Annotated in this window: 15 protein-coding genes; 10 read left to right on the top strand and 5 right to left on the bottom strand. The window is 63.0% G+C overall.

Annotation, left to right across the window (positions count from 1 at the left end):
* Nucleotides 1-3: 3 nt before the first annotated feature.
* Both BACI9J_RS17180 and tmk read right to left on the bottom strand, forming a co-directional pair.
* Nucleotides 4-1,155 carry a DNA polymerase III subunit delta' gene (locus BACI9J_RS17180; RefSeq protein ID WP_159735434.1) on the bottom strand — a complete coding sequence of 384 codons (1,152 nt, stop codon included), beginning with the start codon at nucleotides 1,153-1,155 and terminating at the stop codon, nucleotides 4-6.
* The gene (tmk, locus tag BACI9J_RS17175; protein ID WP_159735433.1) at nucleotides 1,152-1,841 is read right to left on the bottom strand and encodes a dTMP kinase; all 690 of its coding nucleotides are present in this window, start codon (nucleotides 1,839-1,841) and stop codon (nucleotides 1,152-1,154) included. The genes BACI9J_RS17180 and tmk overlap by 4 nt, the downstream gene beginning before the upstream one ends.
* Before the next feature lie 73 nt (nucleotides 1,842-1,914).
* Here tmk and BACI9J_RS17170 point away from each other — a divergent pair, with 73 nt between their 5' ends.
* Together BACI9J_RS17170 and BACI9J_RS17165 are read left to right on the top strand one after the other, a co-directional pair.
* Nucleotides 1,915-3,099: a trans-sulfuration enzyme family protein gene (locus BACI9J_RS17170; RefSeq protein ID WP_159735432.1), complete on the top strand. Its 1,185-nt coding sequence runs from the start codon at nucleotides 1,915-1,917 to the stop codon at nucleotides 3,097-3,099.
* Nucleotides 3,100-3,109: 10 nt separating this feature from the next.
* On the top strand, nucleotides 3,110-3,451 hold the full coding sequence (locus BACI9J_RS17165; RefSeq protein ID WP_159735431.1) for a DUF2516 family protein: 342 nt from the start codon (nucleotides 3,110-3,112) through the stop codon (nucleotides 3,449-3,451).
* 17 nt (nucleotides 3,452-3,468) lie between these two features.
* On the opposite strand, the gene BACI9J_RS17160 is transcribed toward BACI9J_RS17165, so the two are convergent.
* The gene (locus tag BACI9J_RS17160; protein WP_201296608.1) at nucleotides 3,469-4,290 is read right to left on the bottom strand and encodes a class I SAM-dependent methyltransferase; all 822 of its coding nucleotides are present in this window, start codon (nucleotides 4,288-4,290) and stop codon (nucleotides 3,469-3,471) included.
* A 73-nt stretch (nucleotides 4,291-4,363) separates the two neighbouring features.
* Between BACI9J_RS17160 and BACI9J_RS17155 the strand changes: the two genes are divergently transcribed.
* Complete coding sequence (locus BACI9J_RS17155) at nucleotides 4,364-5,110, top strand: phosphoglyceromutase (RefSeq protein ID WP_142936570.1); 747 nt, start codon at nucleotides 4,364-4,366, stop codon at nucleotides 5,108-5,110.
* 328 nt (nucleotides 5,111-5,438) lie between these two features.
* Here BACI9J_RS17155 and phoU read toward each other — a convergent pair whose 3' ends face one another.
* Nucleotides 5,439-6,092, bottom strand: a complete 654-nt coding sequence (phoU, locus tag BACI9J_RS17150) for a phosphate signaling complex protein PhoU (protein WP_024819653.1) — start codon at nucleotides 6,090-6,092, stop codon at nucleotides 5,439-5,441.
* A 199-nt stretch (nucleotides 6,093-6,291) separates the two neighbouring features.
* Here phoU and BACI9J_RS17145 point away from each other — a divergent pair, with 199 nt between their 5' ends.
* Both BACI9J_RS17145 and BACI9J_RS17140 read left to right on the top strand, forming a co-directional pair.
* Entirely contained in the window at nucleotides 6,292-7,566 is a 1,275-nt protein-coding gene (locus tag BACI9J_RS17145) for a sensor histidine kinase (protein ID WP_236558862.1), read from the top strand.
* Complete coding sequence (locus BACI9J_RS17140) at nucleotides 7,563-8,243, top strand: response regulator transcription factor (protein WP_020608526.1); 681 nt, start codon at nucleotides 7,563-7,565, stop codon at nucleotides 8,241-8,243. The genes BACI9J_RS17145 and BACI9J_RS17140 overlap by 4 nt, the downstream gene beginning before the upstream one ends.
* A 108-nt stretch (nucleotides 8,244-8,351) precedes the next feature.
* Here BACI9J_RS17140 and BACI9J_RS17135 read toward each other — a convergent pair whose 3' ends face one another.
* Nucleotides 8,352-8,903, bottom strand: a complete 552-nt coding sequence (locus BACI9J_RS17135) for a hypothetical protein (protein ID WP_159736527.1) — start codon at nucleotides 8,901-8,903, stop codon at nucleotides 8,352-8,354.
* A 293-nt stretch (nucleotides 8,904-9,196) separates the two neighbouring features.
* On the opposite strand from BACI9J_RS17135, the gene BACI9J_RS17130 reads away from it, so the two are divergent.
* The 5 genes from BACI9J_RS17130 to cysS all read left to right on the top strand — a co-directional run bounded on the left by BACI9J_RS17130 (nucleotide 9,197) and on the right by cysS (nucleotide 12,970).
* Nucleotides 9,197-9,679 (top strand): CarD family transcriptional regulator, encoded by a 483-nt coding sequence (locus BACI9J_RS17130; RefSeq protein WP_011690592.1) that lies wholly within the window; start codon nucleotides 9,197-9,199, stop codon nucleotides 9,677-9,679.
* Between the two features lie 121 nt (nucleotides 9,680-9,800).
* Complete coding sequence (gene ispD / locus BACI9J_RS17125) at nucleotides 9,801-10,583, top strand: 2-C-methyl-D-erythritol 4-phosphate cytidylyltransferase (protein ID WP_159735430.1); 783 nt, start codon at nucleotides 9,801-9,803, stop codon at nucleotides 10,581-10,583.
* Nucleotides 10,583-11,134, top strand: coding sequence for a 2-C-methyl-D-erythritol 2,4-cyclodiphosphate synthase (gene ispF, locus BACI9J_RS17120; RefSeq protein WP_159735429.1), 552 nt, complete (start codon nucleotides 10,583-10,585; stop codon nucleotides 11,132-11,134). Before ispD ends, ispF begins: the two co-directional genes overlap by 1 nt.
* Nucleotides 11,127-11,480, top strand: coding sequence for a hypothetical protein (locus tag BACI9J_RS17115; RefSeq protein ID WP_159735428.1), 354 nt, complete (start codon nucleotides 11,127-11,129; stop codon nucleotides 11,478-11,480). Before ispF ends, BACI9J_RS17115 begins: the two co-directional genes overlap by 8 nt.
* A 35-nt stretch (nucleotides 11,481-11,515) precedes the next feature.
* Nucleotides 11,516-12,970, top strand: coding sequence for a cysteine--tRNA ligase (gene cysS, locus BACI9J_RS17110; protein ID WP_159735427.1), 1,455 nt, complete (start codon nucleotides 11,516-11,518; stop codon nucleotides 12,968-12,970).
* Nucleotides 12,971-13,010: the final 40 nt, after the last annotated feature.

Genomic DNA, 13,010 nt, shown 5'->3' with positions numbered 1-13,010 from the left:
CTCCTATTGCTGGATGAGGCTTGTGGCCATGGACTCAACCGCCAACAACGGTGCCACGTTGGTGGTGGTAATTCGGACACGGGCTTTGTTGATGGCGTCCATTCGGGCCAGGGTAGTTTCCGGCGTTGAATGGCCTGCGTATTCTTCCAGTTCGCTCTTGAGCTCAACGTTGACCAGTTCCACTGCGTTCCCCAATTGAATGATCAGGACGTCCCTATAGAAGGACAACAGATCCGTCAGCGTGCGGTCCAAAGAGTCAGTGATGGAACGCTTGGCACGCCGCTTTTGGTCGTCTTCAAGTTGCTTGACCTGGCTGCGCATGGAGGGCGGCAGCGTGCCGGATTCGGGAGCCCCCAGGCTCGCCAGCAGTGCGATCTTTTCGGCAGCGTCGCGTTCGTCGTTTGAGCTGTTGGCTTCCTCGGTAGCAATCTTGACCAATTTCTCGGCCATCATCACTGCCGCGGTGACGCCGCGAAGGCCAAGCGGTATCCGGACAGTGTCCATTCGGCGTTGCCGCGCATCGGCGTCCCGCGCCAACCGGCGTGCGATCCCTATATGGCTTTGCGCAGCCCGGGCCGCGCGGTCGGCGAGGCCACGTTCGACGCCGTCGCGCCTCACCAAGAGGTCAGCGACGTCCGAAGCCGGCGGCAGCCGCAAGCTCACCGGGCGGCATCGGGAACGGATGGTGACCAGGACATCGGCAGGGGAGGGGGCGCACAGCATCCAGATGGTCCTGGGGGTGGGTTCCTCAATGGCCTTCAGCAACACGTTGGTGGTGCGCTCGGCCATGCGGTCAGCGTCCTCCACCACGATGATCCGCCACCGTCCCGTGGCAGGCCGATCACCTGCCTTGGAGACCAGCTCACGGGCTTCATCAATGGTGATGGTGACCTTTTCGGTACGCACGAACGTCACATCGGAGTGGGTCTCACCGAGGATCGTGTGGCACGCCGCGCACTGCCCGCAGCCGCGCATGGTGACGTCGTCCTGCTCGCAGTTCAAGGCGGCCGCGAAAGCCTTGGCTGCATTTGAACGGCCCGATCCCGGGGGGCCCGTGAAGAGCCATGCATGGGTCAGGCCGCTGTCGCCCTGTGCAGCCTGCTTGAGCTGGGCAACCACGGGATCCTGCCCTTGGAGGTCGTCCCAGACGCTCACGGGTGGTCGCCCACAACAGTTTCGCCGTCCAGAGGCGCAGGCACGCTGCTGGCAGCGATCAGCGACTCCACCCGCTCCAGGATCCGGGCGGCCAAGGTTTCAACTTCGGCATTGGCGGGCAGCACTAAATAGCTGGAAGGCGCAGCCGCTGCGAGATCCAGGAAAGCGTGCCGGATGGCGGCATGAAAATCGTCCGGCTCGGACTCCAGCCGGTCCTCGGTTGCGTCCCCGGCGGTCCGCCGCTGCCGGCCATCGGAGGGGTCGACGTCGAGCAGTACAGTCAGGTCCGGATGGAGGCCTTCGGTGGCCCATTCGTTGAGTGACAAAACACCTTCGGCGCCGAGACCGCGCCCGGCACCTTGATAGGCGACCGACGAGTCGATATAGCGGTCCGTGATGACCACGGTTCCGTCAGCGAGTGCGGGCCGGATCACCTGACCCGCATGGGCAGCACGGGCCGCTGCAAACATGAGGGCTTCAGTGCGGGGATCGATCGTTCCGTGACCGTGGTCCAGGACCAGGGAACGCAATTTCTCCCCGATGGGGGTGCCGCCGGGTTCGCGGGTGCGCAGAACGGAGAGCCCCCGCGACTCAAGCGCGTCAGAGAGCCGGGCGGCCTGGGTGGACTTGCCCGCTCCGTCCCCGCCTTCGAAGGCGATGAAAAGGCCTGGGCTCTTAATACTCACTGGACTAGCCTACCGATCACCGGCATACGAGACGGCTTTTATCCACAGCGTTGCCCGCCGCTACGCTGAAACCATGAGCCTTTCCGATCAGCACGCCGCCGATTTGTCTCCGGAAACCGTCGTAGTTGCAGCCGGCCGCCCCGACCGCGCCCACGACGAACCCGTAAATCCGCCCATCGTCCTGTCCTCCACATACTTCGGAACAGGTTCATTGGGCGATGGAGACCGCGGTTACGGTCGATACGCAAACCCCACCTGGGACCCCTTCGAGGATGCACTGGCAAAACTCGAAGGTGCCACCCTGCCGGGCCTGCTCTATGCCTCCGGACTGGCAGCAGTCAGCTCGGCCTTATCCCTGGTTCCCGCCGGGGGTGTGGTGGTGATGCCATCCCACAGTTACGCAGGCTCCCTGGTCATGGCCACCGAACTGGCGGAGAAAGGTTTCCTGGAACTGCGCACCGTGGACATCACGGACACGGACGCCGTGAAAGCCCTCATCGGTCCCGGGAACGGCAAGAAGGCAGACCTGCTCTGGCTCGAAAGCCCCACCAACCCCATGCTCGGCATCGCCGACGTGCGGGCCCTCACCGAGGCCGCGCACGCAGTGGGGGCAATCGTGGTCACGGACAATACCTTTTCCACGCCTTTGGTGCAGCAACCCCTCAGCCTGGGGTCCGACGTCGTTCTTCACTCGGTGACCAAGTACCTGGCAGGGCATTCGGACGTAGTCCTCGGCGCCCTTGTCACGTCCAACCCGGAACTGCGCGCCAAGCTCCTGCACCACCGCATCATCCACGGCGGCATCGCCGGGCCGTTCGAGGCCTGGCTGGCGCTGCGCGGCCTCCGCACCCTTGCGCTGAGGATTGAGCGCTCGCAGGCATCAGCGGCAACCCTCGCCGAACGCCTCAGCGCCCACCCGCGCGTGGAGACCATCCGCTACCCGGGCCTCCCCACCGATCCCGGGCATGAGCGCGCCAAGGTACAGATGAAGGGCTTCGGATCCATCCTCTGCATCCAGATCGCCGGCGACGAACAGCGCAGCGGCGCCGATGCCGCGGACGAGCTGGTCCGGGCCCTGCAGCTTTGGCTGCCTGCAACATCCCTTGGCGGAGTTGAGTCCCTGATTGAACGCCGACGCCGGCACACGGCTGAGCCGCTCAGCGTTCCGGAAAATCTGGTCCGGTTGAGCGTGGGGATCGAGAACGTGGAAGACCTCTGGTCCGACCTTGAGCAAGCGCTGAAGTCGCTGGACGGCTAGGCTAAAGGGCGTGGACGGAAAAATTTTGATCGCTACTGTTACCAGCGGGGTTTACTGGATCCTTGGCCTGGTGGCACTTGCCCTGGAACTGTGGGCCTTCGCGGACTGCTTGCGGCACAAGCCGACGCTTTTCGTGGCGGCCTCCAAGCGCACCAAGACGTTCTGGCTTGCGCTGACCGGTGTGGCGCTTGCGATCGGCGGGCTGACTGTCCTCACAGGTGGCAGCGGCATCGGGTTGTTCGGCATCGCTGCTGTCACCGCGGCGTGCGTCTACCTGGCTGATGTCCGTCCCGCTCTCCGTGAGGCCGGCAGCGGAGGCAACCGCAATGTGGGCCCGTACGGTCCCTGGTAGCCAGCACTCCTGGTGAATCAGCGGGGCGCCACCGCGTCCCACGCCACCGTCACTTCACCCAACCGCCACCTCGCCGGACCATCCTGAAGCGGCCACCCGGCGTCGCGCAGTGACCGGCACATACCCGTCCAGCGTTGCCGGTTTCCGAACGAAGCCAGGGGCGCCGCTTCCAGCCACGCTTTGTCCATGGCCTGCAGGAACGCATGGATCGGTTCTCCCGGTACGTTCCGGTGAATAAGAGCCTTGGGGAGCCGCTCCGCCACCTCGGATGGCAACTCAAAACTGCCGAACCGCACGGAAAAACTGAGGCTTAGAGGGCGCTCGGCGTCCAAGGCGACCCACGTTACGCGACGCCCGATTTCGTCGCAGGTGCCATCAATGAACAAACCGCCGGGCGCCAACCGTGACTGCACCAGCTGCCAGATCCCGGCGACGTCCGATTCTTCATATTGCCGCAGCACATTGAAGGCCCGCACCAACACCGGGTCACCGGGAACGGGAACCTCGAAACCGCCCAGGTGAAAGCTGAGCCCGGGCCTTTCGAGGGCCTTGGCTGCCCGCACGCGCTCCGGTTCAATCTCAACCCCGCAGACCCGGACATCCGGCCGCACGGCCTGCAGCCGTTCGAAAAGCTCCACCGCGGTGGTGGGCGAGGCGCCATAGCCCAGGTCCACCACAAGGGGGTCGACGGCGGTGCGCAGCCGCCACGCCTGCGGCCCGGCAAGCCACCGGTCCAGGCGGCGCATCCGGTTGGGGTTGGTGGTGCCGCGGGTGATGTTGCCAACGGGCTTCCCGCCCCGACTCCGGGGAGAGCCCACCCGTTCCGCTTTTTGCACCACGGCCCCACCTTATCCCGCGTTGCTCTTCGTAACGCCGGGCAGGGCACGTAACTGCTCAGCTAGGATGAAAACCATGACTTACAAGCTGATTCTGCTGCGCCATGGCCACAGCGAATGGAACGCCAAGAACCTGTTCACCGGTTGGGTGGACGTTGACCTGAACGATCAAGGCCGCCAAGAAGCAGTGCGCGGTGGAGAGCTCCTGGTTGAGAATGACATCCTCCCGGACGTCCTCTACACCTCACTCCTGAAGCGCGCCATCAACACCGCCAACATGGCACTGGACAAGGCCGACCGTGGCTGGATCCCGGTCAAGCGCGACTGGCGCCTCAACGAACGCCACTACGGCGCGTTGCAGGGCAAGGACAAGGCCCAGACCCTGGCCGAGTTCGGCGAAGAGCAGTTCATGGAATGGCGCCGCAGCTACGACACCCCGCCGCCGCCCCTGTCCGACGACAGCGAGTTCTCCCAGGCACACGATGTCCGCTACAAGGACCTGGGCGATGCACTGCCGCGCACCGAGTGCCTCAAAGACGTCCTGGTCCGCCTGCTCCCTTACTGGGAATCGGACATCAAGGAAGACCTCAAGGCCGGCAAGACCGTCCTGGTCACCGCCCACGGTAACTCCCTGCGCGCGCTGGTGAAGCACCTGGACGGCATCAGCGACGACGCCATTGCCGGGCTCAACATCCCCACGGGCATCCCGCTGGTGTACGAACTGGACGAGGACTTCCAGCCGATCAACCCCGGTGGAACCTACTTGGATCCCGACGCCGCAGCCCAGGCCATACTCGCGGTGGCCAACCAGGGCAAGAAATAACGCTTAAGTACATCTACGACGGCGGCCGGTCACCGGCGGTTTCTAGTGGTCGTTGCAACACTGCTGGTGTTATGTGGTCATTAGTAGATCACGCAGACGCTCGGCTGGGGTATCCCAGTCGAGCGTTTTGCGTGGGCGGCCGTTGAGTTCCTGGGCGACGTAGCCTCCCTCTGCTCAGGGGTAGATCTCGCAAACTTCCGGGACTCCGAGGAAACATCGCTTAAATGCGGCACGGTCGTTGCAACTCCCAAAAATCTAGGGTGTTGCAACGACCGCTAGAACCCAAGACCTGAGGTGACCGGCCGCCGTCGTGGTTAATGCTGTAGGACTAGAAGCCTTCGGGCTGCCATTCGCCCGTCACCAGGTAGGTGACCTTGCGGGCAACGGAGACGCCGTGATCGGCGAAGCGCTCGAAGTAGCGGCTGGCCAAGGCCACGTCCACGGTGGTGGAAGGGCTTTCGCTCCACTCGGGGGAGGCGATCGCCTTGAAGACGCTGAGGTGGAGGTCGTCCACGGCGATGTTGATCTTGAGGATGTCGCGGGCAACCTCAAGATCGCGGGTCTCCAGGAGTTCAATGACCTTCGCGGTGATCTCGATGTCATGCTGGGCCATGGCTTTGAAGGTCTGGGTCAGAGATGCGGGAATCACCGTGGCCGGGTAGCGCAGGCGTGCCAGCTGGGCAACGTGGCGGGCGAGATCGCCCATGCGCTCCAGCGATGCACTCATGCGCAGTGAGCCAACAATCATGCGAAGATCGCTTGCCACGGGGCCCTGCAATGCAAGGATGTCGATGGCACGCTCGTCGAGGCTGTTCTGCAGAAAGTCGATTCGGGCATCTGCTGCGATGACGTCCTGGGCAAGATCCACGTCAGCGCCTTCGAAGGAAGTAGTAGCCTTCGTGATTGCTTCGTGAACCAGCTTGGAGATCTCGATGAGGTCGTCACCTACCTGGGTGAGCTCCTCCTGAAAAACCTTGCGCACTAAGGCGTCCTTTCCTTGGAAATCCTGTTCCCATGCGGGGCCACGGATTTCAAAACCATTGACAGTCCAACCAGTAACTGTGTCAGGGGCCAGTGAACGGTTCGGCACCTTTAGATGAACGTTAGTTGAACCGTCCGCGTTTGGAGCCGGATCACTCCTTGGCCGTGTTTCCACAGCATAAGCTGGACACGTGGATCCATTGCTCATAGGTGTCGTCGCTGGCCTGGTAGGCCTGTCGTTGGGCGTCCTTGGCATGCTCGCTTTCAGGATCAGTGAGCGGCAACGCAGCATCGTGGATCTGGACGTGAGCGAACCACTGCTTCCTGAGGGCGCCGCGGAGGTGCTGTCCGTCGTCGGGCGTGCGTTTGTAGTGGTGGACGCGATCGACGGCGTGGTCCGGGCAAGTCCCGCGGCCTATGCGTACGGACTGGTGCGCGGGCACACCGTGGTCCACAAACAGCTCCTGGATATGACCGCCAAGGTTCGCCGCGACGGCGTGATCCTTGAGGAGCAATACGAACTCCCGCGTGGCCCGCTGGGCAAAGGCACCATTGTGGTCCAGGTCCGGGCAGCCATGCTTGGGTGGGAATACATTGTGCTCCTGGCCGATGACCGTACCGAAATCACCCGCACCGAGGAGATCCGGAACGACTTCGTGGCCAACGTTTCCCACGAACTCAAGACCCCCGTGGGTGCCATCTCGCTCCTGGCCGAGGCCCTCGAAGCCTCGCCCGATGACGAAGAAGCGGTGCGCCGGTTCGCCAAGCGCATGCATAAAGAATCCGGTCGATTGGCAGCCCTGGTTCAGGACATCATTGAACTTTCCCGGCTGCAGGGCGCCAATGTTGCCCAGCAGGGTCTCCCGGTGGATATCAACACCGTGATCACTGAGGCCGTGGATCGCTCGCAGCTGCCGGCGGAGAGCAAGAACATCCAGATCGTGGTGGGTGGCCATTCGGATTCCCTGGTGTTCGGGGACCGGGACCTACTGGTCACAGCCCTGCGCAACCTGATAGACAACGCCATCCGCTATTCGCCGGAAAACACCCGCGTGGGTGTTGGCGTCCGGACGCGGGAGGGCGTGGTGGCCATCTCTGTGACAGACCAAGGCGAAGGCCTCACCCCGGAGGACCAGGAGCGGGTGTTCGAACGCTTTTACCGCGTGGACGCTGCACGCTCCCGTCACACCGGCGGCACGGGCCTTGGCCTCAGCATCGTTAAGCACGTAGTCTCCAACCACGGCGGAGAGGTGACCGTGTGGTCGCAGCCCGGCCAAGGGTCAACGTTCACTGTCCGCCTGCCGGAGATGGAAGGCCAGGATGACGACGCCGGCCTGCCGCCTTCCGCTGCAACCGTGCCTTCGGAACTTCAGGCCGCCGCCGTCGTCGATCCCCGTGCCGTGAGTCAACAACCCCATCGCGTGAATCATCAAAGGAGCGCCAACGGCGCCCAAGACCAAGGAGCCAGCGCTTGAGCCGGATTTTGATAGTGGAGGACGAAGAGTCCTTCAGCGACCCCCTGTCCTATCTTTTGGGCAAGGAAGGGTTCGACGTCGAGGTAGTGGATAACGGCAGCGACGCCTTGGTGGAGTTTGACCGCAACGGAGCCGACCTCGTCCTTCTGGACCTGCAGTTGCCCGGGACGCCGGGGACCGAAGTGTGCCGCCAACTCCGTCAGCGCTCAAGCGTCCCGGTGATCATGTTGACGGCCAAGGACTCCGAAATCGACAAAGTTGTTGGCCTGGAACTCGGCGCCGATGACTACGTCACCAAGCCCTATTCCTCCCGTGAACTCGTTGCCCGCGTCCGTGCGGTGCTCCGCCGGCAGGGTGAGCCGGAGGAACTCATCACCTCCACCGTGCAGGCCGGCCCTGTTCGCATGGACATCGAACGCCATGTGGTGAGCGTCAACGGTGAGCAGGTTTCCCTGCCGCTCAAGGAGTTCGAGCTGCTGGAAATGCTGCTCCGTAACTCGGGCCGCGTACTGACGCGTGGCCAGTTGATCGATCGTGTGTGGGGTTCAGACTATGTGGGGGACACCAAAACACTCGATGTGCACGTGAAGCGCCTTCGCAGCAAGATCGAGCCGGATCCTTCCGCACCCAGATACCTGGTGACGGTGCGCGGCCTGGGTTACAAGTTCGAGCCGTAAAGCTGTGTAGTAGCCGGTGATAAGACAAAGGAAGGGTCCCGCCGCGGCGGGGCCCTTCCTTTTGATGTGTCGCTTGGTGCTGTTGTGTCGCTTGGAGCGCGATGCCTGCTAGTGGCCGGCCGCGGCAGACTCTGACGGCGTCGCGGAGGACGTCGAGGTGGACGTTGGCGTTGCCGTGGGGGTCGCGGAGGAGGAGGGCAGGTACTTGGCGTACTCGGGCAGGGTGCCGTCTACCACCGGGACGTTGATGGTGGCGGAGTCGGATCCGCTGCGGATGGTCACCGGAGTCAGGCCGCCAGGGATAACGCCTGCGGTGCTGAGGATGGCAGCATCTGCGGTGTCGTTCAGGTACGTCTCCGAGTTGGCCTTGACCGGGATTTCGGTCTGGGCGCCGTTGGCGCCGCTCACCGTGAGGGTGACGTCGTTGCCGGACTGGTTGAAGACGGCGCCGATAACACGGCCCGGCTCCTTCTCGCCCGAAGCAACAATCAGGATGTTACGCAACTGCAGGGGACCGAGATCAGCTTTGATCCCGTCCGATGCCGAGTACTGGTGGGTAGTCTGCTGGGCGTTGACGAATCCACAGCCGGTGACGGACAGAAGACCGACGCCGATTGCAGCCGCCGCAATTGCCAGCTTGCCGCGCTGGACAGGGTTCATCGCAGTATTGCGCACGACACCTACTCCTCAAGAGTCATTGGAACACTTTTCAGCCATAGCCTATCGGCAAACCCTCCGAAATATGGATTCGGGAAAGCTATGTGGCGCCACCAACGGAGGAGATCTTGCTCGCATGCGGGGTCGCGGAAGCATCTTTCGGGGAATACGTCAAGACCTTGGACGAAGTCGTTTAAGGCCTTATTCCCTTTATTGGCGCGGTAGAAGCGCCTGCCGGGTGCCAGTCGTATGCCTTAATCGTGATAGACTAATCTGCGGGAAAGGGGAAAGTCCACATGGTTTTTGAGGTCGGCGAGACAGTAGTTTACCCTCACCACGGTGCAGCAAAAATTGAGGAAATCAAGATGCGCACCATCAAGGGCGAAGAGAAGATGTATCTCAAGCTCAAGGTGGCTCAGGGTGATCTGACCATTGAAGTTCCAGCAGAGAACGTTGACCTTGTTGGGGTCCGGGACGTAGTGGGCAAAGAAGGCTTGGAGCACGTATTTGACGTTCTCCGCGCCGAGTTCACTGAAGAGCCTACCAACTGGTCACGTCGTTACAAGGCGAACCTGGAGAAGCTTGCTTCAGGCGACGTCATCAAGGTGGCAGAGGTCGTTCGCGATCTTTGGCGTCGTGATCACGATCGCGGCCTTTCCGCAGGTGAGAAGCGGATGCTGGCCAAGGCGCGGCAGATTCTGATTTCAGAACTGGCCCTGGCTGAGAAGACAGACGAAGAGAAGGCTGCAAGCGTTCTTGACGAGGTCTTGGCTTCCTAAGAATTGAGCCCGGTGGTGCGAAAGCGCCGCCGGGTTTCTTTTTGCCCGAATACTGCCGGAGATACTTGGAAATCGAGTATGTTGGGGCGCCTGCAAGTACTTTCCAAGTAATCTTGGGCCCATGAGTATTCCTTCCAAGCGCGCCGTCACGGCCGTGATCGTGGTTGCCGCCGGTTCCGGTGAACGCCTCGGCTACGGCATGCCCAAAGCCCAGGTACCGTTGGGCGGCGAGACCATTCTGATGCATGCCCTCCGCGGCGTGGTTGCCTCTGATGTTGCGCGCCAGATCTGCATCGCTGTGCCCAAGGGGGACACGGCACTGCGTGAGTCCATCTCCGAGTTCACCATCGACCTCGTGGACGGCGGTCCGGAGATTTCAGTGGTGGACGGCGGTTCCTCCCGCGCCGATTCCGTTCGCGCCGCAATGGCTGTTTTGGAAGAAGGGACCGAACTGGTCCTCGTCCACGATGCCGCACGTGCCCTGACCCCCGAGCGGGTGTTCCAGCGCGTCTCTGATGCCTTGGCCTCAGGAGCGAAGGCCGTCATTCCCACCATGCCCGTAGTGGACACCATCAAGACCGTGGCCGAAACGAACGGCACGGATACCTCCATCGCCCCGGAAGTTGTCACAGGCACAGCTCCCCGCGAGCAGCTCCGCGCCGTCCAAACACCTCAAGGTTTTGAGCTGGCCGTTCTGCGCAAGGCACACGAAGCCGCCGGGCTCTTCGATGACAAACAGTCCGCCGCCGTCACCGACGACGCCATGCTGGTGGAGCTCCTCGGCGTTCCGGTCCACGCCGTTCGAGGTGCGAGCCAGTCGCTGAAAATCACCACCCCGTTGGACCTCATCATTGCCGAGGGCTTGCTCGAGGGGCCACTGGGAATTCGTTGGGTGGAAGGCTGATGGCGCTGAACATGGTCCTTCCCCGCACCGGTGTTGGAATCGATGTCCACGCATTTGCTCCCGAAAATGATCCGCAGCCACTGTGGTTGGGCGGGCTGTTCTGGCCGGGCGAGCAGGGGCTCTCAGGGCATTCCGACGGCGATTGCGTGGCCCACGCCGCTGCCGACGCCCTCTTCTCTGCCTGCGGGATCGGAGATCTGGGAACCCACTTCGGCACGGACCGCCCCGAGTTCGCGGGTGCTTCCGGGGTCAAGCTGCTGGGCGAAGCGGCGCGCATTGTTCGCGAGGCCGGCTTCGAGATTGGCAACGTTGCAGTGCAGTTCGTGGCCAATCGTCCCAAGTTCGGTCCACGCCGGGAAGAATCTCAACGCGTCCTCAGCGAGGCAGCGGGGGCGCCGGTCAGCGTCACGGCAACCACCAGCGACGGACTGGGTTTCACCGGGCGCAGCGAAGGAATTTCTGCTGTCGCCACAGCCCTTGTGTATCCGGTGTCCGCCAACGAGGCGTCGGCCCCAGAGCCCGGTCCCGCGAAAGGTGCCCCGCATGCCTAAGCCAAGCGCCGGCGTCGTGCGTTCCGCTGTGATTGCTGCCGGCTTGGCCGCCTCGCTCCTGCTGAGTGGTTGCGGAGGTGGGCAAACCATGGACGTGACAGCCAGTTGCGCGTTCCTCAACGAGGACACTTTCAAGCCCGACGGCAACCAGCAGCAGCAGTCCAAACAGATCGCCGAGCACTATCACCAGATCGCGGGCAAACTCGCGCCGGAGATCGGGAACCCCATCAAAGAGATGGCGGCAATCATGGACGAAGCGGCGGCATCCTCCCTCGGGGCGGCCACCCAGGACCAGCAGGAAAAGCTCAAGGTGCAGTTCAACAAGATCGGCGAATACTGCAAGTAGGCAGGTCACGCTTCGTCATCGGCTAATCTGGAGCGGTGACCCTGCGCTTCTATGACACTGCCTCCGCCGAAGTCCGCGACTTCGTTCCCCTCGAAGACGGCAAGGCCAGCGTGTACTACTGCGGGGCCACCGTCCAGGGAATGCCGCACGTGGGCCACGTCAGGTCGGCCATCGCTTTCGACCAACTGACCCGATGGCTCGAATTCCGTGGCCTCAGGGTCACCGTGGTGCGCAACGTCACGGACATCGACGACAAGATTTTGGCGAAGTCCGCTCAGTCATTCGGGCCGGACTGGGACGCCGAACCCTCGGCACGCCAAGCCGAAGAGTGGTGGGCCCTGGCGTACCGCTACGAGCAGGAATTTGAGAGCGCCTACGAATCCCTGGGCGTCCAACGGCCCACCTACGAGCCCCGCGCCACAGGCCACATCCCGGAAATGCACGCGCTGATCCAGCGCCTCATCGACCGCGGCCACGCCTACCCGGCGCTGGACGACTCCGGCGACGTCTACTTCGACGTCCGCTCCTGGAGCAAGTACGGCTCGCTGACGCGGCAGAATATTGACGACATGCAGGGAGCGCCCGACGCCGACCCCCGCGGCAAGCGTGATCCCCGCGACTTCGCGCTGTGGAAGGGTTTCAAAGACGGTGAACCCGTCACCGCCAAATGGGAGTCGCCCTGGGGTGCCGGACGTCCCGGCTGGCACCTCGAGTGCTCCGCCATGGTCACCAAGTACCTTGGCCCGCGGTTCGATATCCACGGTGGAGGACTGGACCTTCGCTTCCCGCACCATGAGAACGAGATGGCACAGTCCCAAGCTGCCGGAGACGATTTCGCCAACTTCTGGATGCACAACGGCATGGTCACGTACGAGGGCGAAAAGATGTCCAAGTCCATCGGCAACACTGTGAGCCCGGCCGAAATGCTGGAGCTCGCCTCGCCGCGCGTGGTCCGCTATTACCTCGGCCAGGCCCACTACCGCTCCATCCTGGACTACCGCCCCACCTCGCTGCAGGAGGCCGCGGCCGCCGTCGAGCGCATTGACGGGTTTATTCACAAGGCATCCGCCAAAGTGGGAGCGGGCGCCTCGGATGTATCCCCGCAAGCCAACATGCCTGCTGCTTTCATTGCGGCCATGGATGATGACCTCAACGTGCCCCAGGCCCTCGGGGTATTGCACGAGACCGTGCGGGCGGGAAACACTGCATTGGCCTCGGGCGACGTGGAAGCCGCAAAAACCGCACTCTACAGCGTGCTGTCCATGACCGAAGTGCTCGGCCTGGACTCGGTAAAACGTCCCGAAGCCGTCCAAGGACGCGAGCATACCGCCCTGGAAGTGCTGATCGAAGCCCAACTCGAAGCCCGTGCTGCCGCAAGGGCCACCAAGGACTGGGCCGCTTCCGATGCCATCCGCGACACCCTCGCTGCCGCCGGCGTCGTCGTCGAAGATGGTGCGGATGGCGCCACCTGGAGCCTCAAACGCGACTGACAAACCGGGGCGGCACCCGAATTGCATCGGGTCAGTAGAC

This window comes from Arthrobacter sp. 9V (genome assembly GCF_902506065.1).
Classification (GTDB): Bacteria; Actinomycetota; Actinomycetes; order Actinomycetales; family Micrococcaceae; genus Arthrobacter.
This window is presented reverse-complemented; position numbering and strand designations above follow the sequence as displayed.